The following is a 23400-nucleotide window of genomic DNA, read 5'->3' as shown; positions in this document are numbered from 1 at the left end:
ACTATCTCCTGCGCCTATTGCGCTTCATGTAAGGCGGTAAATGTGCCGCCGTGGAAAACTAAAGGCTTGCCCGTTTCACTACCAATACGGCGCACATGCCCCACCATCAATAAGTGATCGCCAATATGATCCTGCTTGTGGTTTTCACACACTAACGTCACGATCGCGCCGTGTAAGGCGGGGATCCCTTCTGGCGTGATGTGCACGGCGACATCTTCGAATTTATTTTCGACTCGAGGATTAGCAAAACGCATCGCCAACTCTTGGTGATCTTTACCTAAGATATTGATCGTGAAATGTTGGCAATCACGAAATACCGCAAGGTTGGGTGAATGATTCACTAAGCTCCACAACACTAAAGGCGGATCTAACGACAGTGATGCGAATGAATTGATGGTCAACCCAACGTCACGTCCATCAGGGGTGCGGGTGGTCACAACGGCTACCCCAGTGGGGTAGCAGCCTAGTAAATTGCGTAAGGTTTTTGATTCAAACTCGGTATGACCCCATTCGCTTTCGCACATAAGCGTGTCCTCTGCAATCATCGACATACTGATTTCTCCTACGAAGCGCGAACTTCTTCTTGCATCAGCGATTGAATATACGCATCGCAGGCATGGGCATCGTGCCACCATGGTGCAAGAACCGGTGGATAGTTAAAGGCATTCGCGATGGTGTGCGCTAAGGTTGGCAGCTGTTGCGCTGCGCCTAATGCATTAAGAATGTGTGGCTGTGGCGGCGCTAATAGAGCGTTCGTCCACTCAACAACATGGCGACCGTATTTCCAGAATTGTTCAAACGTCTCATTCATCCATTCCGCGGTATACGGCTTGTCACCACGGGCTAAAATCGCGTCGTAATAGACTTTGCTGGCTTTCGTGGCGTTATTCGATCCTTGTCCAGTGAGTGGATCGTTGGTGACTAATGCATCCCCTAAACCGAAGATAATTTTCCCTGATGGCAGCGTGAGAACTGGCTTACGAACTGTTGGCGCAAAGCGCCCTGCCAGAATACCGTTTTCATCCGTTAGTTCCACATGGCGGCAGCGCTCTGCTTCCCAAGGTAAATAGGTATCGATGATTTTTTTGCTGTAGGCCAAATGCTCTTGTGGCGTACGCGCTTCTCCCCATTGATCCATCGGCCCACCTGGCACACCTTCAAAAACCATGATGTGGCAGTCGCCACTATTGGTGAGGGATGGGAACACAAAATACTCCCCCACACCCGGTATCAGGTTGAATGAAACTTGTGAAAATTCAGGGGTTGGCAGCATGCCGTGAACATAAGTAAGCGCTAGCGCACGCTGAGGTTTATCGTACGGTGAGCGAGTCGGGTCACGTTCTAGCAGCTTAACGATTTCCCCTTTCCCCCCCGCTAAGATCACTAAATCGTGGGTTTCGGCAAGTTTCTCTAACTCTGCGACGCCCACATCTTCAATCATCAAGTTGCCGCCACGCGCTGCGAATAACTCTAGCCAGTAAGGCATTTTGATGCGCTGATCAACGGCTTGGGCATAGTTATCAATACGTGAGCGCCAGCTAATGGCTTTTTCACCCGCTTTTTCAGGATGCGGGACGGTAAAGCCAATGCCTTCAACGGGTGGGCATTTGTCTTCCCAGAAGTTGATCCCTAAGTCACGCTCAAATTGCAGTGAAATATCGAACATACATTGGCTAGACATTACACGGCCATTTTTCACATCATCTGGGGTACGGTTGGTGGCAACCGTCACGTCATAACCTTTGTCCAGCAGCCCTAATGCCAATGGCATACCCGCCTGACCACCACCTACGATTGCAATACGACGCATAGTGAATTCCTCGATAAAATTAAAATCAGGGTGTCTTATTCTGCAAGACGGGGAATGGCGGGTTTCGCCTGTTCAGGCCCCATGGCGGAGTATCCACCATCGACCGCGTAATCTGCGCCAGTGACAAAACTCGCCAGCTCAGACAATAGGAATGCCACAACTTGAGCCACCTCTTCAGGGTCTCCAACACGTTGTAAAAGGTGATAATCCGCCGCGACGCGGTCGGTTTTTTGGCGGTCGCCGCCAGTCAGTTCGTCCATCACCCGAGACCATGTCCAACCAGGGGAAACGGAATTGACGCGAATGCCGTCGGGGGCATAATCCATCGCTTGGCTACGCGTTACTTCTAGCATGGCGGCTTTCGATGCGGGATAAAGCCAGCGACCTGTTTGCGCCACCGAGGAAGAGATACTGGTGAAGTTAACAATCGCCCCTTTACCTGCTTTGGCTAAATGCGGTTTGGCAAATTGCGCAGCCATCACGGCGCTCACCACGTTGATATTTAATGCCGTTAGCCAGTCTTGACGTGAAGAGGCTTGGCCATCATCCAGATAGGTGGCGGCCAGATTAACCAAAAAATCGAGTTGCCCATATTTTTGCGCAACGCGATCAATGCCTTGCTTTAATTGTTGGTCATCGGTGATATCCACGGGCAGAAAGTCAATATTGGGCTCCGATTGCGCCACACTTTCCCCGTTGGTTTTGTCGATATCGAAAATAGTGACTTTGACCCCATAGGAACATAAGATTTTTGCTACGGTTGCGCCTATTTTGGTTGCACCACCCGTCACGATGGCAATTTTGTTATTCAGACCTTTCATCACTGTGCCCTCTTTGCTCTCATTCGTTCACAAAAAATTAACATGACGAATCATTACGCAAAAAAGGCAAAAATCGGTAGCCCATATGCGCAAAGATTATCCACACAGCGCGGCTATTTGATTAATAACATGATGATAATAATGGATAAATAGCCACATTTTGCAGTGGCTATCCAGATAGTGAAAAGTGTGATTTAAGGACGTTCGAGGATTTGGGCGCCGGAACCTTGGTTGCCTAAGATATCTTCAGGGTTGCGCAAAGGGCAATCTTTGAGAGACAAACAACCACAACCAATACAGTGATCCAATTCATTGCGCAATCGAGTTAACTGTTTGATTCGTCTATCTAATGAGCTTTTCCATTCCGTTGACATCCCTTTCCATTCTTCCGCCGTCAATTTGCTGTTTGCCGGAAACTGACCCAATGCATCTTGGATCTCTTTGAGGGGAATACCGGTACTTTGTGCCACTTTGATAATGGCAATGTAGCGTAAAACCACCGGTGGAAAACGCCGCTGATTTCCTTGTGTTCGGGTACTTTGAATCAGCCCTTTCGCTTCATAAAAATGCACCGTAGAGACCGGAACGCCTGCACGTTTCGCCACTTCCCCTACCGTCAGAGCCCGTGAAAAATCTACCTTTTCAGCGGCAATTTCCCGCTTTTTTATCGTATTCATGGTTTTGCCCACCATTTTTGCTCACCTCCTATTGACCTCAACTTAACTTAAGGTTTTATAGTGCCAGCCTCTTTAATTGTCAATTTAAGATGCCAATCATAATGAATAAAAAAACGCTAACGTTGCTATGTGCAGGGCTTCTCTCCGTAGGTGGGGGAGCCGCCATTTACTCGACTTACGCCAGCTCAGACGATAAGCCGCAAGCGGCTTATCAATATCCTCCAGTGAAAGTGGCTCTTGCTCCCGTCACCTTGGCTAATGCTCCACGCACTTTTTACGGTGTGGGGGAATTAGAAGCAGGTAGTCAGGTGTTTGTGGCCGCAGAAACCAGTGGGCGTATCACCAAAATTGGGTTTGAATCCGGTCAACAGGTCAAAAAAGGGCAATTACTGGTGCAGCTCAATGATGCGGTGGAACGTGCAGATTTAGCCCGCTATCAAGCACAATACCGCAATGCCGCCCGTCTATATGACAGAACCCGTTCTCTGTCTGCGCAACATTTAGTGGCGGAAGCGCAGGTGGATAGCACCCGTGCCGAACGCGATATGGCACAGGGGCTGATTCAGCAAACCCAAGCATTGATTGCGCAAAAAGCCATTCATGCCCCATTCGATGGCACCATTGGTATTCGCCAAGTCCATGAAGGGCAATATCTTAGCCCCGGCGAAGCGATAGCCAGCCTTGTGGATACCCAAACGCTGAAGCTGAATTTCTCCTTAGACGAGCAAGCCTCTCCCGAATTGCACCAAGGGCAAGTGGTGGACATCACTGTCGATGCTTACCCCGAAACACCATTTCCTGCCAAAGTGACGGCGATTGATCCATTGATTGGTAAGTCCCGAACGATTGCGTTGCAAGCCACTCTGGATAACAGCAATGGGAAGTTAAAAGCGGGGATGTACGCCAATGTCACGGTAGTGCGACAAGCCAACAATACGGTACTGACCGTTCCTGAAACCGCAGTCACTTACACCGCTTACGGGGATACCGTGTTTATCGCCGAAGGTACCGGTGATGCCATGACGGTCAAGCGCGTTTCCGTGAAAACGGGGCAGCGTTTTGATGGCAATATTGAAATTGAGCACGGACTTGCGGAAGGCGACCAAGTGGTCAGTTCTGGGCAGCTACGTCTGAATAATGGCTCTGCCATTACCCCTGTTGCTCAAAATACATTATCTGAAACCCCGCAAGGCTCATAAGGACGAACGATGAAATTTACGGACTTGTTTGTGCGCCGACCGGTATTAGCGTTAGTGGTCAGTGCCTTAATTGTGTTGATGGGGCTGTTTGCGCTAAGCAAATTACCCATTCGCCAATACCCTCAGTTAGAAAGCTCGACAATTACTATTACCACCCAATATCCGGGCGCCTCGGCAAAATTAATGCAGGGGTTTGTGACTCAGCCGATTGCCCAAGCGGTCTCTTCCGTTGAAGGGGTCGATTACTTATCATCATCCTCCGTTCAAGGCAGCAGCCTTGTGACCGTGCGCATGGAGCTAAACCGCGATTCCACTCAAGCCCTCACCCAAGTGATGGCAAAAGTCAACCAAGTGCGTTATAAGCTGCCAAAAGAGGCGTATGACCCTGTGATTGAGCTCTCTTCTGGGGAGTCTACCGCCGTCGCTTATATTGGTTTTTCCAGTACCGAACTTTCGATTCCTGCGCTAACCGATTATCTTTCCCGCGTAGTGGAACCGATGTATTCCGCTATTGATGGAGTGGCGAAAGTGCAAGTATTTGGCGGGCAGCAGCTGGCGATGCGTTTATGGTTGGATGCGGATAAACTCGCTGGTCGCGGTATTTCGGCGGCTGAAGTCGCCCAAGCGGTACGCCAAAATAACTATCAAGCGGCTCCCGGTAAAGTGAAGGGAGAGTTTGTCATTTCCAACGTATATGTGAATACCGATTTAACCAATGTGGATGAATTTCGTGATTTGGTGATCCGCAATGATGGTAACGGATTGGTGCGCTTAAAGGATGTGGGCACCATTGAGCTGGGGGCGGCATCTACAGAAACCAGTGGCTTAATGAACGGGGAACCTGCCATTTACTTAGGTTTATTTGCCACCCCAACGGGTAACCCGCTAGTGATTGTAGATGGCATGAATAAGTTAATGCCAGATATCATCAAAACCCTGCCGCCGGGGGTAAAAGTGGAAATGGCCTTTGAAACTTCACGGTTTATTAAGGCCTCCATCGACCAAGTGATCCACACACTCGTGGAAGCCTTGCTGATTGTTATCGCGGTAATTTATCTGTGCCTAGGTTCGATTCGCAGCGTGATTATTCCCATTCTTGCCATTCCACTATCCATGCTAGGTGCGGCGGCATTGATGATGGCGTTCGGCTTTAGTATTAACTTGCTAACCTTACTGGCGATGGTGCTGGCGATTGGGTTAGTGGTGGATGATGCCATCGTAGTGGTGGAAAACGTGCATCGCCATATTGAGGAAGGAAAATCCCCTGTTCTGGCGGCGTTGATTGGTGCCCGTGAGGTGGCTGGCCCCGTCCTTGCAATGACGATTACCCTCGCCGCAGTGTATGCGCCGATTGGCTTGATGTCTGGGTTGACGGGAGCACTGTTTAAAGAGTTTGCGCTCACGCTGGCGGGCGCGGTGATTGTATCAGGAATAGTGGCGCTAACCCTTTCTCCGGTGATGAGTTCGTTTATGTTGAACTCAAAGCAGAATGAAGGGCGCATGGCGCGAATGGCAGAAACCTTCTTCGAGACCCTTGCCCATTACTATACAGCGGTACTGAATTTCTCATTGAAGAATCGCTGGATCACCGGAATTTTGGCTGTCGGCGTCGTGATCAGCCTGCCGATGTTGTATCAAGCGGCGCCGCGAGAACTGGCACCAGTTGAAGACCAATCGAGCGTCTTAACGGCGATTAAGTCTCCGCAACATGCCAACCTTGAGTATGTGGAGCGTTTCTCCCGCAAATTACACGATGTGTTTATGGAGCTACCCGAAACCGAAAGTACGTGGATTATTAACGGCACCGATGGCCCTTCCGCCAGCTTCGGGGGGACAAACTTAACCTCTTGGGAGCAACGAGAGCGCCCTGCGTCGGCGATCCAATCGGATTTACAAAATCGCGTTGGGGATGTGGAAGGTAACAGTATCTTTGTGTTCCAGTTGCCAGCATTACCGGGTTCGACCGGCGGTTTGCCGATTCAGATGGTGCTAAAAAGCCCGCAAGATTATCCGGTACTGTATCGCACCATGGAAGAGATCAAACAGCAAGCGCGTGAAAGCGGCCTGTTTATGGTGGTAGATAGCGACCTCGACTATAACAACCCTGTGGTTGAAGTTCGCATTAATCGTTCGAAAGCTAACAGTTTAGGCATTCGTATGCAGGATATTGGTGAGTCCTTAACGTTGCTAGTGGGTGAGAATTATATCAACCGCTTTGGCATGGATGGACGCTCTTATGATGTGATCCCCCAAAGCCTACGCAGCCAGCGACTGACGCCTGAAGCGTTATCCCGCCATTATGTTAAGTCCGAAGATGGCAGCATGATCCCGCTGTCGACGGTGGTGGATATTTCCACGCAAGTAGAGCCGAATAAACTGTCTCAGTTTAATCAGCAAAATGCGGCCATTTTCCAAGCGATCCCTGCTCCGGGCGTCACCTTAGGGCAAGCGGTGGCGTATCTCGATGAGGTAGCCAGCGAACTACCCGCCGGTTTTAGCCATGATTGGCAATCCGATTCGCGCCAATATAAACAAGAAGGAAACACCCTCGCCTTCGCGTTTATGGCGGCGCTGATCATTATCTATCTGGTGCTCGCGGCGCAGTATGAAAGTTTAGTGGATCCGTTGATTATCTTAATTACCGTTCCGCTGTCTATCTGTGGCGCGCTGATCCCGCTGGCGCTGGGTTATGCCACCCTCAATATTTATACCCAAATTGGCTTAGTTACCTTGATAGGGCTTATCAGTAAACACGGGATCTTAATGGTGGAGTTTGCCAATGAGCTGCAAGCTAACGAAGGGTTAGATAAACGCCACGCCATTTTAAAAGCAGCACAAATCCGTTTACGCCCGATTTTGATGACAACGGCGGCAATGGTTATCGGTTTAGTTCCTCTTCTGTTCGCGACTGGCGCCGGAGCAAATAGCCGCTTTGGGCTAGGTCTGGTGATTGTCACTGGCATGCTGGTGGGGACGCTATTTACCCTGTTTGTGTTGCCAACTATCTATTCCGTTCTGGCACGTAATCACAGTGCGACAGCGTTAACCCCAAGACGTTATGAGCTGGCTGAAGCTAACCGTTTAATTAAACACTCTGAGGAGACGGCACCATGAATTTATCATCGTTAAACCATCTTTCACTTGTTCCCACTCGCAAGGAAAAGCGAACAGTTCATGACAGCAAGTCAACGGATTTTTCGACTCATCCTATGAGCAACAGTGTGGCAATGATGATGATTTATCATCCTTATCCATCAAGGAACACGCACTCCGACGTCACGAACCGATGGCGTAAATAGTGTTCTCGGCTATGTTTTACTTAATGTTTTAATCAATAGAAAAAAGAGCCGCATACTTTCGTAGTGCGGCTCTTCGTCAATCTATTATCAGGCTATTAATTTACTGGCCTTCATAGAAAGCCATCACTAACTTACCTTCTTTAATAATGATTGGAGTACCCGGTAGAGCATCAATAACTTCATTTTGTGAAGCATCAACCACCACCGCAACGTTGCGATTATTTTTGCTCGCCAGCAAGCTTGGTAGCTGCTCTAAACGGTAAAAACGATTTTCTGCATCAGGGTAATTCAACCCGTAACCTAGCTCACCTGTTTGATACAGCATGGTAATGTCATCGCGTTTGAGTACCCAAGCCAACGCAGTGCCTAATCCCACATTATTGGTTAAGAGTATCGCGCGGTTTTGTAGCTGATCTTGGTATTTAGTTAGCACGCCTTGCGGGGTGTTATTGCTCTCAATGTATTTAGGGATCACATGCCCAATACTGAGGCTGAGCACTAACGTACAGGCAGCGGCCAATGACCAGAATTTACGGTTAAATGACACCACACCCATCACAGCCCAAAATAGAAATGCTCCTGCGGCAATCCACATTTTGTAGCTTTCATCCCCTTGATATAAATTCATTTTAGGGAAGTAAGGGGAGGCAATAAATGCCCCTGCCGCCGCGATACCCAGCGTAATGTTTATCAGCGCATTCAGACGAATGGTAGCCACTTTATTCTGGGTTAAAATCTGCTGCAAATAGGATGCCATCAAAATCGCGATAGGTGCGATGCACGGCAGAATATAGGTGAGTAGCTTCCCTTTAGTGACACTAAAAAATAGGAAAGGTAGCGCCGCCCACAATAAGAAATAAAGGTTCATGCCTCTCGCGCGAACTGCATGTGCAAGGGATGAGAAGAGGTAACCTAACCACGGAAGCACTGCCGCCAATAAAATCGGCATATAGAACCAGAACGGAGATTTGTTTTGTGCGTTATCCGCCATAAAACGCTGAATATGCTCAACCCAGAAAAAGTAGCTCCAGAAATCTGGCTCTAGGCTGGCAATCGTGAGCGCCCACGGTAAGCAAACTAACACGGCGACAAGAATCGAAATTAATGCGTACAGGCAGACGTCTTTGAGCTTTCTGAAGTAAATTGCGCTAACGGAACACACTAAAACGGGAAGCACTAAGACTAAAAAGCCTTTTGTCATGACCCCTAAGCCGCATGCCACGCCAATCAGAATATAGGCATACAATTTATGAGTGCGTTGTGTCGTGGTTATCCCCCATTGGAAAAAGAAGATAATCATCGTAATAAAGGCGGTCACAATTGGGTCAAGGATATTGTATGTCCCAATGGTCAAAATCATAAACATGGAAAGATAAATAAGCACCGCATTAAACGCGAGGTCTTTATTTTTCCATGCCATCTTTGCGCTGAGATAAACAAATAACCCGCTGATCAGGGTGCTAAACACCACGCCTAATCGAACCGAGACATTGTTTTCACCAAATAGCATTTGGAAGAAAGAACCGACCCAATAACCAAAAATCGGTTTTTCAAAATAGCGGATACCAAGCAGCTCAGGTACGCTCCAATGGCTACTTAATATCAGCTCACGGCTGATTTCTGCATAGCGTAGCTCATCGGGTTGCCATAGCATTCGTCCATTGAGAGGAAGAAAATAGGTTATGAGTACAAAACCGAATAATAGGCACCACTTAAAGTAGGCAACTTTATTATTTGCCATCATCATTTAATCTCAACCATTATTGTCATAAATATTTAATAATTATTATTTTCGCCGAAGCTTCAGGCGCTTTTGATTAATCAAATCAGGGTTCTATTATCGTTAGTTCGACTAAACCCAGTATAAACCAATAAACATTTTCGTATTTCATACGCCCATATGAGATAAACAATCAATAAATGAATATTTTATTTCAACATTAAGATAACAGGATGAGCTGCTTGTTAAGACTCGATTAAAAAACAATAGTTCAGCAATTTCCATTTATTTTTAACAGAATGAAAAATAAATTAAAAAACAGTGCTGATTGCGAATAGTTATTAATCCTAGAAAGAAGAATAAACCTCAATAGTTAATCACGTAGGAAACAATAAAGGCAGTTATTGCAATATATTCTTCACAATAACCACCTTTATTTATCGGTAGCTGCTTAACAAGATTTACTTAGCTGCATCCAAGGCTTGAATTAAGTCAGCAAGAATGTCATCGATATGTTCAATACCAATGGATAAACGGATCATATCGCGCGATACCCCTGCACGTGCTAGCTCCGCATCATTTAATTGACGATGGGTGGTAGATGCTGGATGGCACGCTAATGATTTTGCATCTCCAATATTGACCAAACGAACAATCAGGTTCAGTGCATCAATAAAACGCGCACCGGCTTCCTGCCCGCCTTTGATCCCAAAAGACATGATACTGGCAGGTTTACCTTGCATATATTTTTGCGCAAGTGCGTGCTCAGGGTTGCTTGGTAGACCCGCATATTTTACCCATGCCACTTGAGGATGATTTTCGAGGAATTGAGCCACTTTCAATGCGTTTTCAGTATGGCGTTCCATTCTTAATGCGAGTGTTTCCAGACCTTGTAAGATCAAGAAGGCGTTAAATGGCGATAATGCCGCTCCCGTCCCACGCAGCGGTGCTACGCGGCAACGGGCAATAAAAGCCGCCGCACCGAAGTGCTCAGTATAACTGACGCCGTGATAGGCGATATCAGGCTCAACTAGCAGAGAAAAACGCTCTGCGTGCTCCGCCCACGGGAATTTACCTGAATCAATCACCATTCCGCCGATTGAGGTGCCGTGACCACCAATATATTTAGTTAACGAGTGCACCACGATGTCCGCACCGTGTTCAAATGGGCGGCATAAATACGGGGTCGCTACGGTATTGTCGACAATCAGAGGTACGCCATGGCGATGCGCAACCTCTGCCAGCGCCGCAAGGTCAACAATAAAGCCCGCAGGGTTAGAGATAGATTCACAGAAAACGGCTTTTGTTTTCTCATCAATCAGGGCTTCTAGTGCAGTTAAATCATCGTGTTCAGCAAAACGGGTTTCGATACCAAGGCGCGGCAGAGTATGCGCCAGCAAGTTATACGTACCGCCATACAGTTTTGCCACAGAAACAATGTTATCGCCGACTTGGGCAATAGTTTGAATTGCATAGGTGATAGCCGCCATTCCAGACGCCACCGCCAGTCCGGCAATCCCCCCTTCAAGAGCAGCAACACGCTTTTCGAGCACATCATTGGTCGGGTTCATAATGCGGGTATAGATATTACCTGCAACTTTTAAGTCGAACAGATCCGCGCCGTGTTGTGTATCGTCAAATGCATAAGAGGTGGTTTGATAAATAGGCACCGCGACAGACTTGGTTGTAGGGTCTGGAGAATAGCCTGCGTGGATTGATAATGTTTCTAATTTCATTGCGTTATCCTTGTTATACCCGCACTGCCAATTGAATGGGTTCTTGTTTTTATTTCACGGTACTTATTATTTCACGGCAGTCCTTTCCAATATCCCCCAAGTAGATCCCTCACACAACCATCTAGACTTGAAATAATTTCATCTATAGTTATTCACAAAATAAATAAGCCCACTTTAGAAACAAAAAAACCCATATTGCCGAAGCAATATGGGTCTCGGTACAACTGAATTTAATTACGCGAACGCGCCATAAATCACAGAGGTAATTGATGCTAAACCGCATAGCAGCGTAAAGATTTGCGCTGGCTTAGAGGTACTGAACGGCTTCATTGCAGGAACAATACGCATCGCAACAACTGGTAGGATGAACAGGATTGCCGCAATCATTGGAGCACCCATGGTTTCAATCATACCTAAGATACTTGGGTTGATAATCGCGACGATCCACGTGGTGATCACGATGAACAGTAAAGAGATTAATTCAATTTTCTTCACAGAAACTGAAGAGCGTGATTTCACTAAACCAACCAGACCTTCGTGCGCACCTAAGAAGTGACCAAAGTAACTAGAAACGATAGCGGCGAATGCCACGATAGGCCCTAAGTAAGACAGGATTGGTGATGGGTTAATGTTCGCAATATGGGATAACACGCTGATGTTTTCTTTCTTCGCGATTTCTAACTCAGCTGGGCTCAGTGACAGTACTACAGAGAATACGAAGAACATCACGAAGCCAGTTAGCATAAATGCTGCACCGCCAGTGATCATGTCAGTTTTAATCACGGCTTGGTCACCAAATTGCTGACGTTGGTCTTTTGCAAATTGGCTGATGATTGGGCTGTGGTTAAAAGAGAATACGATGATAGGAATTGCCATCCAGACAACAATCGGCATTGCGCTCCAATCTGGTGCGACTTCTAACATCGACGTATTCCACTCAGGGATCAGGTACAGAGACAATGCTAATAAGATGAAGACTAATGGATAAACCATCATAGAAGTGAGTTTCAGCATTAAATCACGACCGAATACCACACCTGCGGTCATTGCTGCAATTAACACTCCAGACAGCAACCAACGTGGCAGTGGGTCCATACCAATTTGGTTCACTAAGAATGAGTCTACTGTGTTAGTGATACCCACGCCGTAAATTAATACGATTGGGTAAATCGCAAAGAAATAAGCAAAAGTGATGATATTCGCGCCTGTTTTACCGAAATGTTCTTCCACAGTATCGGTGATATCAGCATCGTGTTTCTTAGCCGATAAAACAAAACGCGCTAACCCTTTATGAGCTAACCAAATCATTGGTGTTGCAATTAAAGCTAATACAACTAATGGCCAGAAACCACCCGCGCCAGCTTTAATTGGCAGAAAAAGAACCCCCGCACCAACGGCGGTACCAAAAAGAGATAATACCCAAGTGAAGTCTTTATACGTCCACTTACTAGCAGGTTTGTCTGTCGTGTTTACTGCGGTTTTTATTGTGCTCATACCGTCACTTCATCGTTTTAAAATGGATAAAAAAAGATGCGCGAATTTTGCATTAAATGCGTTAGAGCAACTAGCTTATTTTGATTAATCTTTCTGGCTTTTTGGTGTAGATCTCATATCTGAATCTAAAAAAATGACAATTTGTTAATAATCGCAAATAAATTTTTATCATTTGATTGAAAATACCCAAACACCACATCAAAAAAGCGTAGAGTTTTTTTCTTTTAAACCTAAGTATTAACCGAAATAAATATCGATAAAAAAATGGCTAGAATAATTTCTAGCCATTTTAGATGGAGAAATACCTATTTTGTTACAAATAAACAGGCACTAAAATCTCGGTAGCAATCACAACAACGATAAGCCCAACTAATACAGGAACCGAGGTTCTTTTCACCACTTCAAACGGTGAAATCTTCGCCATCCCCGATACCGCAACCACCACCCCAGAAACCGGTGATAATGTACGACCTAAGTTAGATGCCTGTAACATTGGGATGACAAGGTAAGCTGGGTTGACGCCCATTTGCTTCGCTAAGTGAGGGATCAATTCAACGAATGCGTAGAATGGTGCGTTACCAGAACCTGTCGTCATCGCCGCTAACATGGTGATCACCACCAGCGCAATCATCATCACAATCGCGCCTGAACCAAAGGATTGTGCTAAGTCGATCAAACCTTTAATAAAGCCGATAGTGCTTAGACCCTGCGCGAAGACGCCGGCTGCCACTAACAGCATCACGACGGTTGCAAACGCATCCGCCATGCCTCTATAGCAAACTTCTAATCCGCCATAGACATGTTTTGCACTGAAGCTACGAATAAATTCAATGATTGCAGCCATGATAATACAGCCAACAATAATAGTGACGATATGCAGTTCAGGTGCCCATTTACCATCAAACACTAATACACCGATGATTGGGGTAAACGGTAAAATCGCGTAGAAACCCGGTGCGTGGGTTTTGATTTCATTCACATCCAGCATTTCGGTTTTAACGTGCTCTTTTCTATCCAGAAAACGCTGCCAGAAGAAGTGAGCCACTGACATCGCAACAATTGCAGCGATGGAGATAGGCAGTGTGGTTTTGAATGCGAAATCAATCAGAGGCATTTCCGCTGCTTTCGCCGCTAAGATAACGTCTCCAGACGTTGGTGCCAAAATGATAGCGGCGGGTGACGCACAGATAGCCGCTGCTGCGCCACGGCTGATCCCGACGTTAACCATCACAGGGAACAGGGTTGCCATCAATAACACCCCTAAACCTGTTGCCGATGAAACTGCCAGTGACATCAAGCAAGCAACAATATACGCCGCAACCATCAATAAGTATGGGGAGTTGATCATTTTCAATGGCTTGGAGGCAATTTTAACCACCACGTCATTCGCACCAATGTGAGTCATATAAGACGCAAACCCACACAGCACCATGATCATCATACCGAGGTCACCACCTCGGCTCATTAATAAGAACTTGATGTATTCCAGAATATCAGTAACGCGCCATCCCGTTGCTTTCACTGATTCTGGTAAAATGCTTTTACCCATTAACGCGGTAATAATCAGGAGTAAAATACCCCCCGTCATTAATACCCCTGTTGCAGAGTAACCCTTTATTATATAGCGCCCAACTCCAACGGCGACCAATACGCCTATTAAGAGCTCAATCATGTGTTTCTCCTGCCCGTCTCATTTTGTAATTATTGGAGGTACTCTGCCTAAAAAAAAAGCGAAATACACTGATAATGATCATAGTGGACAATATTTTTAATCTAGAAATAGATAAAAACACAAGTCAAAAAAATATTATTTTTTGACTAAGCAAAAGAAATGAAACTCAGGGGCGTTAATCATTTAAACTAAAGTCAAATAATAGTCATTTGAACGATATTAAATGGCGTGATTATTCACATAATGACAATCATAAATAATGTAGGATTAACTGCAAAAATTAGCGCGAGAATAACTCAAATATCATGTCACCAAAAAAACCTCGGTATTGCAGATAACGAATTTGTTTACCCTTCTCTTTAAAGTCAGTTGGGATTTCATCACCAAATTTTTTACTACGCACTTCAGCTGCTTTTTCAAACCAGTCAACATCAAGCTCGGCAAAATGGTGTTCGACTAATGTCTCAGCAAATCCTTTTTGGCGCATTTCTTGTTTGATCCGCAAAGGTCCATAACCTTTACGCGCATACCCCTGCAATAACAGCGACACCACGCGGTCATCATCCAGAAAATGCTGCTCACTCAGTTTGTCTAACACCCCTTCAATCAACTGCTCATCGATAATGCCTTCATTTTTCTCATACATACGGCGCTTCATACGGGCAAATAACTCCGCTTTGCCATAATCGCGTCTGGAAAGTAAAAATAGGGCGTATTGGTACAGTTCAGGTTGGGTCATTGTCGCATTTAACTCATTAAAAAGGGCACTGAATTCAGTGCCCTATTCGCATTAGTCAATCAAGATAGATTAATGCACTTGAGCACCACTAAGAAGTTTATAGATTGTATCAGGAGTATAGCTACCGTCCTGATAATAAATAGTCCAATCCGTGATATGGTCACGCGTTAGCGGATAAACGCCGCCCTCTTCCATGGTTTCTACGTAAAATGGGTGGTTAATCAAGCGGCCTTCAAATTGGTCACCGTTCCATGTCAACGGCTCAAACCACATATGTTCGTGTCCCTCGTCGCCATCTTCATCTTGATAACTAATGCCGCATTTGACTAGGAAGCGCCACTCTGATTCTTCCTCTTCTTCCGATTTTCCGAGTAGCTTCGCAAATAACCCTTTTTTCGGTGCGACCGGTTTTGGACCATAGTTATCTAACATATGGGTGAAATATTCCCAACGCAGTCTGGCTTTGCTGGACATATCCGCCGTTTCTTCATCGGTACGCATAAACATCATCGCATTTTGGTCTTCAAACCCTTCGAAGAAACTTTCCAATGTTGGGTTTTCTTGAGTAACACGGAATAACATTACGGACGGATGCTGGTGAGATTCGTCACGATCGTGCCAATCCCCCATAAAGCGCTCAGAGCTCATATCACCAAACTCGAAGTTCATCTCTTCCAGTGGTTTTAAATTATCAATCGGTGTAGAGGTTCCTACATGAAGGAGACCTTCTTCAAAAGGCACCGCCACTAAATACTCATAGCCGGTTTGTGTTTGCCCAATGAAAATCGGTTCATTGAAGTCGATTTTTCCGTTAGTAATGCTGTTGTTCACAAAGCTCCAGAACAACTCAGGGATCCCATAATAAGACGCAATCGGGTGTGGAATAATAATTTCCGCTTCCGATAAACCGCAACGTGCTAAACCATGAGTATGGAACCAATATTTGGTTGGCGCGGAATCTTCTGAGTTTTCATCGTGATCGTAAATGGCATGTACCACATACAGAGAATCAATGCTTGGCATTAAATCGTCGATTAACTGGAAGTTAAGCCATTCACGGGTAAAGACTTTACCTGCGGCAGAAATATCCAAGCCCAATAATAAATCAGGCACTAAAATTTGGATAATTTTAAGCTGCTGTAAGTAGCTCACCAAAGGCTTTTCTTGGAATAGGCATTCAACCACCACCGCTTGAGGCGCATTGCTCGCTTCGGCATACAGCTCTTGGCTAATAGGATCTGTCGCGAAATACGGGTTGATGGTGTATTCCGGGTCGCTTTCCACAAGCGAAACGTAAAAACGTAACTCTTCTTCGCCACGTTTGCAGGTAAAGAAGAAACCGCCGCCTTCTTCATCTGGCAGGTAATCGATTTCCCCTTCAGTAAAATAGGTTTGCTCTTCCAGACGCTGTTCAAGTTGTAGGGAGGTCAGCTCTGACGCAGGGATTGCCACCATCATCGAGGCTTCTTTTTCCCCGTTTCCAGCAGCAATATCAAGGTATTGTTGTTTATTGTTCACTATTTTGCCCTGTTATTTATTATCTTACCGGAGGATATCAGCTTATATTCGGTAAGAATATTGTGATAATTCTTAACCCAATCAGATAGGCGTTTAATCTCTCATATTTAAACTAGGAGCACTAATCATCATTATTTGATGCAACGTAATTCCACTTTTCATCCCGTATTCACTAGGGCACAATGAGAACCAGCATCACCAAGGCTTTTGGTTGGTGAAATAATCCTTTCTTATATAGGTTTTGAAAATAGAGGCTTTACAACATGGCTGATTTATCTGAGAAACAAAAAGAATATATTGATGACCTCGCAATGAAGCGCGTTTTTGATATGAATAATGATGATGTCTTAATTAATGCGCTGGAACAAAAAATCCACAATATGGAAGCACATTTAAAAGACTACTTCCATGAGCGTGTTCAGTTTCATCAGAAAAACAGCAAATAATACTGTTCTTATTCTAATGTGTGCTGAAATACCCAGAGTTTCAGCACCCTCTTTAACGCCTCAATAATATCCTTCCTATATTTTAGTCATATCCATCATATTGATAATAATACGCATTTATCAGTAGCAAAATATCATTAAAATAGCACCATGGGCCATATTATCAATTATAATGTATGCTAAGCTTTCATCGATAATTGTAAGCCAATTAAATTAAGATAATTTATTATTTCCTTCATTCTATTCTACTAATCATTGAGTTCATTATGACACGCATTCAATACAGCGCAGCGCTGCTACTTTCCTCTTGTCTGGTTGCCCCCGCCAGCTTTGCCGATAGTGATACACCACTATTTTCATTAAGCATGAGCGAATCTGGCGTTCCTAAAGCGAATAACGAAGGCGGAGTGACTCGTTCATCGACGACTGAATCCCGTATTTTACCTTTTTGGGGAGATGAAGCTCGCGCTCGAGGCTATGACTTACCGGAACCTTTTGGGGTCAGTTATGGCTATATGAATCTGCGTCAGGATGTTGTAGTGGATAAAATTGGCTTTCATACAAATTCAGAGATCAAAGTTCCTGGAATGCCATTTGTTAAATTCGACATGAATAAAGATTTAAAAATAGAGACAGGGCATACCCGCAGCAAAAACCAATCTCAAATGTTAAAACTGGATACTTGGATATTCCCATTTATGAATGTCTATGGTGTTTATGGAAAAACCAAAGGAACATCAACAACTAACCTAACGAACGTTGAAGCTAATGTTAAAATATTTGGCCAAAATGTTCCAATCCCTATCGGTAAGAATCTCCCATTTGAATTAGATTATGATGGTAAATCCTATGGGGGTGGAGTGACCTTCGCTGGAGGTTATAACCAATTTTTCTCCACTTTAGATATCAACTACACCAAAACCAATTTAGATATTATTGATGGGGATATTAAAGCCTTAGTCATCACCCCTCGCATTGGTTATGAGTTTGTCTTTGAGCCACTCATTTCTGGTCAAGGTAATACTAAAGTCCAAGTCTGGACCGGTGCTATGTACCAAGATATTACCCAGCGTTTTAAAGGTAATATTAGGGAAGCTGCGATTAAGTGGTCCGCAGCTCCCGATATGACGCCCCAAACCGTCCTTTATCGACGTCCTGTGGCTCAATTTTCCAATTTTCAGCCCAAAATCGTCTCTTCGTGGCTGATTTTGGCCCTGTTTCAGGCCAATTTCCTCATTTCAGGTAGATCTCGCCTGTGCCCGTATCAATTGGTCAACTCGAACCAGGTTCGCCAGGGTGAATAACATCGCCAGTTGACTGTCATTTTTAGCCAGCCCCTTGTACCTGGCTTTGACGAAACCAAACTGACATTTTACTATCCGAAATGGATGCTCAACCTTCGCTCGGATACTCGCTTTCAGGTATTCGTAACGGATGGCCAGCTTGTTCTTGCGCGGGTGTTGCTTCAATGCATTCACTTTGCCGGGACGCTTGGCGATAAGCCAGTCTGCGCTGACATCGCTGAGCTCATCGCGCTTTTCGGCCCCCTGATAACCAGCATCGGCTGAGATAAACTCTTCATCGCCATGCAGTAACTTGCCAACCTGATTGAGGTCGTGCTCGTTAGCCGCCGTGGTCACCAGACTGTGGGTCAGGCCACTTTTGGCGTCCACGCCAATGTGCGCTTTCATGCCGAAGTACCACTGGTTACCTTTCTTGGTCTGGTGCATGTCTTCATCACGGCTGTTGTGTTTGTTTTTGGTAGAGCTGGGGGCTTGAATGATGGTGGCATCCACCAAGGTGCCCTGGGTCATTAGAACGCCACACTCTGCTAGCCAGTGATTAACGGTACTGAAGATTTTGCGGGCCAGTTCATGCTGCTCCAGCAAATGCCGGAAATTCATGATGGTAGTGCGGTCTGGAATGGCTTTATCCAGTGACAGGCGAGCAAATTGGCGCATGGAGGCGATTTCATAGAGGGCATCTTCCATGGCCTCATCGCTCAGGTTGTACCATTGCTGCATGCAGTGAATACGCAGCATGGTTTCCAGCGGATAGGGCCTGCGACCATTACCGGCCTTGGGATACACAGGCTCGATAACGCCAAGTAATTTGTCCCAGGGAAGCAAGTCATCCATTCTGCCAAGCAAAACTTCTTTGCGGGTCTGGCGGCGTTTACTGGAAAACTCACTATCGGCAAAAGTCAGTTGCTGGCTCATCCGGTTACTCATTCTGGGTTCAGGTTACAATACGATGATCTCACATCTCGGACTTATTCGCACCTTCCCTAGGGCCATTTGCTGCGAACCACGCCTTGCATCCAAGCCAGTAAGCCGACGCAGACCACACATGGGACTTGTTCGCACCTTCCTTAGTAATTTAGATTTACCACCCGAATTAAATAAATGGATGGCTTTAGCACCCGCTGATACTAAGTTCGATGTTGAACAACACCTTGCCCATAAATGGAACAATACCGTCGGTGCTCGCGTTGAGTTAACTCGTAACTTTAACGTCCTTACCGAAATTGGTTTTAATAACCGTAACAGCTTCTTTATTTCAGGCGAGTTCCGTTTTTAATGTTACAACAGAAATACCTGCGTAGGCTGACACTCCTCAGCCTTATCTTTGCCTTCTCCTCGCAAGCACAAATCCTTCCTGAACGGGAAAAAATTGATGGTTGGCTCAGCGAACTTGGGGGCGAAAACAGCTTTGATGAATCCAAAACTATCGACTGGGGCGTTTTACCGGGGCCTTTTTATACCCCTGAAATGGGATTAGGTGTCGGAACCGCTTTAGTGGGCTTGTATCGTCTCGACAAACAAGACACTAAAACTCAGCCCTCTTCGATTGGGTTAAGTGGTTTTGCATCATCCACAGGGGCTTTTGGACTCAACTTCACTAACTACAACTTTGTAGATAGTGACCAATGGCGACTGTTTGTCTCCGGTACCATTAATAATGTTCCGACGTATTATTGGGGCAAAGGATACGCAGCAGGAAAAAAAGAGAGTAATAAAGAAAAATATCATTCTCAAGAGTTCAAAATCACCCCAAGGGCTTTATACAAGCTAACCGATGCCACCTATGTGGGACTGGGATGGAATTTTTCGTCGATCAATGCCAGCGACCCCGATGAAGGCGCAAAAGCTTACTTCTCGCAGTCAGTTGGCGGTCGTTCGGTTATTAGCTCAGGCATCAGCGCCTATTATAGCTATAACACCCGAGACTTTTTACCCAACGCACACCATGGGCAAACACTCGAGGTCATCTATACTTATTTTTCACCAAACTTCGGTAGTGATACCCGTTTTCAAGCGACCCAGTTGCAATATGCCTATTACCATGAGCTCACAGAAAAAACTGTCGTAGCCGTTGATAACTATGCCCGTTTTACCACGGGAGATGTGCCATGGAACCAGCTTTCTTTATTAGGTAACAGTAACCGCATGCGGGGTTACTATGAAGGGCGCTATCGGGACAACAATATTTTTACGAGTCAAATCGAGTTGCGCCATAAATTAGACTGGCGGCACGGGGTTGTTGGCTGGTTAGGCACAGGAACCATGAGCGACTCTCCCTCAGAGTTAGGTGCTGGACACTGGCTACCAAGTGCCGGAGTGGGTTATCGTTTTGAATTTAAGCCTCGGATGAATGTGAGACTGGATTTTGGTGTTGGTCGCAACAGTACGGGGGTCTATTTCCAAGTTGGTGAGTCTTTCTAATGTTTAAGCTGCCAATAACTTCATGTTTTTTATTTATGCTCGTCGCCTGCCAAACTCGCGAAGAACTGAACCTACCTGCAGCGAATCTTAATCTAGATACGACTTCTAACGAGGAAGCATCCCAAGCGTGGCCTATTCTACAAGATCTCAAAGCCCCTCAAGGACTTCGAGCCTGCTGCGCTTTTGGCTATGACCTGCAAGCCGAAGTGGCAGGTATCCCCGTTCCTTTTTATACCATCGACAACATTGTGGAAGCCGATAATCTCGGTGAGCACCATTATAATGATAGTTACTTGGGCGCCACCGCAGGTCTAATGGGGATCAGTAACGAAAAAGTGGGGCTTATCTATACCATAGATGGTGGGTTTATTGATATTGCCCATGTTCGAGATACCGCCGACTATACGTTATATCTCTTTAGCCAGATTTACCCAAAGCTAGGTGAAGAGTGGACATTAACTCTCAGCGATGAACTCGCGAGCAGACAAATCCATTTTTCCGCCTTTACACCACCAGCCTCCCCCGCAGAGCGCTACACGTTAAGTACCTATCTAGCGGCCAAGCTCGCGTTTCAGTTAGCCGCTTGGCATGAAATTGCACAATGGTATGGTTATCAATCGGTTCCCGGTTTTTCTGAGGGGATATCCGCCTTCTCTCCCGAAGACTTATATTCCAACTTAGTGGGTGCAAGACTGGCGAGTTCGCTGATTTTACAAGGTCGTGCTGAGTCACTTGCGATATTCTCGCAATCGCTCGAAGCACTGCTTCCTATTGCATTACATCAACTTGGGGCTCAAGAAAAACCCTTAACTCGCCATGCATTTAACAAAATTGATGGGCTTTGGTGGAATAGTTCGAAGCGTGTTCCAGATAAATTTTTAGTGCTCACGCGCGATTATGACACCACCGATAACCGCTATCCATTTTTACCTACTCAGGCTGTAGCAACTTTAGGGCTAAAACTCAGTTTGCCGTCGGAATATGCAGGATTTACGTTATCCTCTCTCGCACAGTTTCGCTTAGTCCCCACCGATCATATGGCACAACTTCCTATTCCAGAAACATATTGGACAGTTGATGATTTCAAACGGCTCGCTGAGAATGCAAAAATTGAAGATCAGAAACAGCAAACTGTGCCATTCAACGACTAAAAAGGTCGTCGATCAATAGTAATATTTAGCTGAAACAAAAGGTCAAAAAACGGTCTTTTTTTTGACCTTTTCACGCATTGAAAGTCGATTTAGATTCTGTATTTTTAACAACCAATACCACTCATAAAATGCGAAACACCCCATTTTGTTTAAAATTTAGACTGCTGATTGGTTATTTTTTAAACATAACACCCCTACAATACACCTGTTAATTGTTTGAAAACCAATCAAATTTAGCTTAAATCAGATGATTACATAATGAAATCAAAAACAAAAATTGATAAATACAGCATTGAAAATATAAATAATGCAATTATATATAATCTAAAATCATTAAGTTAAAATAAATCAACACTTAATGACATACTAATACAGAAATTTAGTTAATGTGAGTCGGATAAAGGTAGCTCGTGAAAAATTATTCTGCTACCATTCGCTCGATTTTTGTTCAGAGAAACATAGGAGAAGCAAATGCCCTCTCGAACGATGAGGACAAACGCCGTCTTCGCTTTCTTATTTTTACTTTTGTTTTCGGGCCTCAGTTTTGGCTCCACCAGTACCAGTACGATGCTTAAAAAAGACTTCACACTGAAGTCGGCACAAAACTCAAATCAAGCAGAAACACCACTGCCTGATATGCGTAAATATCCGTCTGGTACTCCACGTAAGAAAGCGTTTTTGAAAACGATTGTCCCGGTGATTGAAAAAGTCAATCAACAGATTATGGAAGAGCGTAACTGGCTGCTTTCCGTGCGCACAAACACCAAATGGAGCGCCCAAGAGCTACGTCGCCTAACCCAGATCTGCGATAGTTATGGCATCAGTTGCAGCAACCCAAAACGTATTAATTGGGATAAGCTGTTAAGTCGTGTAGACATCATGCCAACACATTTAGTTGCGACACAAGCGGCTACAGAGTCTGGTTGGGGTACTTCTCAGCTTGCTCTACAAAACGGAAATTTATTTGGTATGCGCTGTGGTAGCGGTTGCCAAGTTAGCAAAGGAAAGATCAAAGGCTACTCAGCTTATGCTTCTGTTGAAGCAACAGTGACTGCCTATATGAAGAACATGAATACCCATAACGCGTATGAGTCTTTACGTCACTCGCGTGCTAAACAGCGTCAATCACAAGATGAGTTAGACTCCGTCAAGCTGATTAACGATATGAAAGGGTACTCAGAGTTAGGTTCATCATATAACCGCTATTTGAAAGAGATGTACGCGAGCAACGAAGAATTGATTACACAAGCTCAAAAAAGAGCAGCGACTCGCAGCTAATTTTAGTATCTACACACCAGGTACACAGTATAAAAATCCACTTTTTCGAAAGTGGATTTTTTTTGCATTTTTTCCCATCCACTCGAAATATGACAACCCACCCCGCCCCAGCTAT

The 23400-nt window shown here is 45.3% G+C and carries 18 protein-coding genes and 1 pseudogene; 8 read left to right on the top strand and 11 right to left on the bottom strand.

The genetic code is table 11. From position 1 onward, the window contains the following. Nucleotides 1-14: 14 nt before the first annotated feature. The 4 genes from H0913_RS02385 to soxR form a co-directional block, all read right to left on the bottom strand. Nucleotides 15-551 (bottom strand): flavin reductase family protein, encoded by a 537-nt coding sequence (locus H0913_RS02385; RefSeq protein WP_225577094.1) that lies wholly within the window; start codon nucleotides 549-551, stop codon nucleotides 15-17. An 11-nt stretch (nucleotides 552-562) separates the two neighbouring features. Beyond that, complete coding sequence (locus H0913_RS02380) at nucleotides 563-1810, bottom strand: styrene monooxygenase/indole monooxygenase family protein (RefSeq protein ID WP_154602035.1); 1248 nt, start codon at nucleotides 1808-1810, stop codon at nucleotides 563-565. 35 nt (nucleotides 1811-1845) lie between these two features. Continuing rightward, the gene (locus H0913_RS02375; RefSeq protein ID WP_154602034.1) at nucleotides 1846-2631 is read right to left on the bottom strand and encodes an SDR family oxidoreductase; all 786 of its coding nucleotides are present in this window, start codon (nucleotides 2629-2631) and stop codon (nucleotides 1846-1848) included. A gap of 194 nt (nucleotides 2632-2825) precedes the next feature. Continuing rightward, entirely contained in the window at nucleotides 2826-3308 is a 483-nt protein-coding gene (gene soxR / locus H0913_RS02370; protein WP_181477930.1) for a redox-sensitive transcriptional activator SoxR, read from the bottom strand. A 101-nt stretch (nucleotides 3309-3409) separates the two neighbouring features. Between soxR and H0913_RS02365 the strand changes: the two genes are divergently transcribed. Together H0913_RS02365 and H0913_RS02360 are read left to right on the top strand one after the other, a co-directional pair. Beyond that, the gene (locus H0913_RS02365; protein WP_181477929.1) at nucleotides 3410-4507 is read left to right on the top strand and encodes an efflux RND transporter periplasmic adaptor subunit; all 1098 of its coding nucleotides are present in this window, start codon (nucleotides 3410-3412) and stop codon (nucleotides 4505-4507) included. Between the two features lie 9 nt (nucleotides 4508-4516). Then, nucleotides 4517-7621, top strand: coding sequence for a MexW/MexI family multidrug efflux RND transporter permease subunit (locus tag H0913_RS02360; protein WP_181477928.1), 3105 nt, complete (start codon nucleotides 4517-4519; stop codon nucleotides 7619-7621). 285 nt (nucleotides 7622-7906) lie between these two features. Here the strand turns inward: H0913_RS02360 and arnT are convergent, their stop codons facing one another. From arnT to H0913_RS02330, 6 genes are all read right to left on the bottom strand, one after another. Beyond that, entirely contained in the window at nucleotides 7907-9553 is a 1647-nt protein-coding gene (gene arnT, locus H0913_RS02355) for a lipid IV(A) 4-amino-4-deoxy-L-arabinosyltransferase (RefSeq protein ID WP_181477927.1), read from the bottom strand. 434 nt (nucleotides 9554-9987) lie between these two features. Further along, nucleotides 9988-11262, bottom strand: a complete 1275-nt coding sequence (locus H0913_RS02350) for a bifunctional O-acetylhomoserine aminocarboxypropyltransferase/cysteine synthase (protein WP_154602029.1) — start codon at nucleotides 11260-11262, stop codon at nucleotides 9988-9990. Nucleotides 11263-11496: 234 nt separating this feature from the next. Beyond that, nucleotides 11497-12756, bottom strand: a complete 1260-nt coding sequence (locus H0913_RS02345) for an aromatic amino acid transport family protein (RefSeq protein ID WP_036955312.1) — start codon at nucleotides 12754-12756, stop codon at nucleotides 11497-11499. A gap of 313 nt (nucleotides 12757-13069) precedes the next feature. Continuing rightward, on the bottom strand, nucleotides 13070-14428 hold the full coding sequence (gene dcuC, locus H0913_RS02340) for an anaerobic C4-dicarboxylate transporter DcuC (protein WP_036955315.1): 1359 nt from the start codon (nucleotides 14426-14428) through the stop codon (nucleotides 13070-13072). A gap of 280 nt (nucleotides 14429-14708) precedes the next feature. Continuing rightward, nucleotides 14709-15167: a regulatory protein RecX gene (locus H0913_RS02335; protein ID WP_108479297.1), complete on the bottom strand. Its 459-nt coding sequence runs from the start codon at nucleotides 15165-15167 to the stop codon at nucleotides 14709-14711. Nucleotides 15168-15236: 69 nt separating this feature from the next. Continuing rightward, nucleotides 15237-16685, bottom strand: coding sequence for a DUF4026 domain-containing protein (locus H0913_RS02330; protein ID WP_181477926.1), 1449 nt, complete (start codon nucleotides 16683-16685; stop codon nucleotides 15237-15239). Nucleotides 16686-16948: 263 nt separating this feature from the next. Here H0913_RS02330 and H0913_RS02325 point away from each other — a divergent pair, with 263 nt between their 5' ends. Together H0913_RS02325 and H0913_RS02320 are read left to right on the top strand one after the other, a co-directional pair. Next, a complete protein-coding gene (locus H0913_RS02325) occupies nucleotides 16949-17131 on the top strand; it encodes a hypothetical protein (RefSeq protein WP_181477925.1) in 183 nt (60 codons plus the stop codon). A gap of 266 nt (nucleotides 17132-17397) precedes the next feature. Continuing rightward, complete coding sequence (locus H0913_RS02320) at nucleotides 17398-18435, top strand: hypothetical protein (RefSeq protein WP_232368816.1); 1038 nt, start codon at nucleotides 17398-17400, stop codon at nucleotides 18433-18435. Here H0913_RS02320 and H0913_RS02315 read toward each other — a convergent pair. Next, a complete protein-coding gene (locus H0913_RS02315) occupies nucleotides 18370-19350 on the bottom strand; it encodes an IS5-like element ISEc68 family transposase (protein ID WP_181478652.1) in 981 nt (326 codons plus the stop codon). The two genes, H0913_RS02320 and H0913_RS02315, sit on opposite strands and share 66 nt — an antisense overlap. A gap of 151 nt (nucleotides 19351-19501) precedes the next feature. Between H0913_RS02315 and H0913_RS02310 the strand changes: the two are divergent. From H0913_RS02310 to H0913_RS02295, 4 genes and pseudogenes are all read left to right on the top strand, one after another. Then, nucleotides 19502-19711: pseudogene (locus H0913_RS02310) on the top strand (hypothetical protein); the annotation flags it as partial. Continuing rightward, nucleotides 19711-20856 carry a BamA/TamA family outer membrane protein gene (locus H0913_RS02305; protein ID WP_181477924.1) on the top strand — a complete coding sequence of 382 codons (1146 nt, stop codon included), beginning with the start codon at nucleotides 19711-19713 and terminating at the stop codon, nucleotides 20854-20856. The pseudogene H0913_RS02310 and the gene H0913_RS02305, both read left to right, overlap by 1 nt. After that, nucleotides 20856-22007 (top strand): DUF4056 domain-containing protein, encoded by a 1152-nt coding sequence (locus H0913_RS02300; protein WP_181477923.1) that lies wholly within the window; start codon nucleotides 20856-20858, stop codon nucleotides 22005-22007. The genes H0913_RS02305 and H0913_RS02300 overlap by 1 nt, the downstream gene beginning before the upstream one ends. Nucleotides 22008-22478: 471 nt before the next feature. Further along, complete coding sequence (locus tag H0913_RS02295; protein WP_154602023.1) at nucleotides 22479-23285, top strand: protein bax; 807 nt, start codon at nucleotides 22479-22481, stop codon at nucleotides 23283-23285. Nucleotides 23286-23400: the final 115 nt, after the last annotated feature.

This window comes from Providencia rettgeri (assembly GCF_013702265.1).
In the GTDB taxonomy this organism is placed as follows: domain Bacteria; phylum Pseudomonadota; class Gammaproteobacteria; order Enterobacterales; family Enterobacteriaceae; genus Providencia; species Providencia zhijiangensis.
Note: the sequence above shows the minus strand (reverse complement) of the source record. Positions and strands in the feature narration are given on the sequence as shown.

Coding starts and splice junctions, on each gene's coding strand:
- H0913_RS02385 (WP_225577094.1), bottom strand. CDS start 551: ATGTCGATGATTGCAGAGGACACGCTTATGTGCGAAAGCGAATGGGGT.
- H0913_RS02380 (WP_154602035.1), bottom strand. CDS start 1,810: ATGCGTCGTATTGCAATCGTAGGTGGTGGTCAGGCGGGTATGCCATTG.
- H0913_RS02375 (WP_154602034.1), bottom strand. CDS start 2,631: ATGAAAGGTCTGAATAACAAAATTGCCATCGTGACGGGTGGTGCAACC.
- soxR (WP_181477930.1), bottom strand. CDS start 3,308: ATGAATACGATAAAAAAGCGGGAAATTGCCGCTGAAAAGGTAGATTTT.
- H0913_RS02365 (WP_181477929.1), top strand. CDS start 3,410: ATGAATAAAAAAACGCTAACGTTGCTATGTGCAGGGCTTCTCTCCGTA.
- H0913_RS02360 (WP_181477928.1), top strand. CDS start 4,517: ATGAAATTTACGGACTTGTTTGTGCGCCGACCGGTATTAGCGTTAGTG.
- arnT (WP_181477927.1), bottom strand. CDS start 9,553: ATGATGATGGCAAATAATAAAGTTGCCTACTTTAAGTGGTGCCTATTA.
- H0913_RS02350 (WP_154602029.1), bottom strand. CDS start 11,262: ATGAAATTAGAAACATTATCAATCCACGCAGGCTATTCTCCAGACCCT.
- H0913_RS02345 (WP_036955312.1), bottom strand. CDS start 12,756: ATGAGCACAATAAAAACCGCAGTAAACACGACAGACAAACCTGCTAGT.
- dcuC (WP_036955315.1), bottom strand. CDS start 14,428: ATGATTGAGCTCTTAATAGGCGTATTGGTCGCCGTTGGAGTTGGGCGC.
- H0913_RS02335 (WP_108479297.1), bottom strand. CDS start 15,167: ATGACCCAACCTGAACTGTACCAATACGCCCTATTTTTACTTTCCAGA.
- H0913_RS02325 (WP_181477925.1), top strand. CDS start 16,949: ATGGCTGATTTATCTGAGAAACAAAAAGAATATATTGATGACCTCGCA.
- H0913_RS02320 (WP_232368816.1), top strand. CDS start 17,398: ATGACACGCATTCAATACAGCGCAGCGCTGCTACTTTCCTCTTGTCTG.
- H0913_RS02315 (WP_181478652.1), bottom strand. CDS start 19,350: ATGAGCCAGCAACTGACTTTTGCCGATAGTGAGTTTTCCAGTAAACGC.
- H0913_RS02305 (WP_181477924.1), top strand. CDS start 19,711: ATGTTACAACAGAAATACCTGCGTAGGCTGACACTCCTCAGCCTTATC.
- H0913_RS02300 (WP_181477923.1), top strand. CDS start 20,856: ATGTTTAAGCTGCCAATAACTTCATGTTTTTTATTTATGCTCGTCGCC.
- H0913_RS02295 (WP_154602023.1), top strand. CDS start 22,479: ATGCCCTCTCGAACGATGAGGACAAACGCCGTCTTCGCTTTCTTATTT.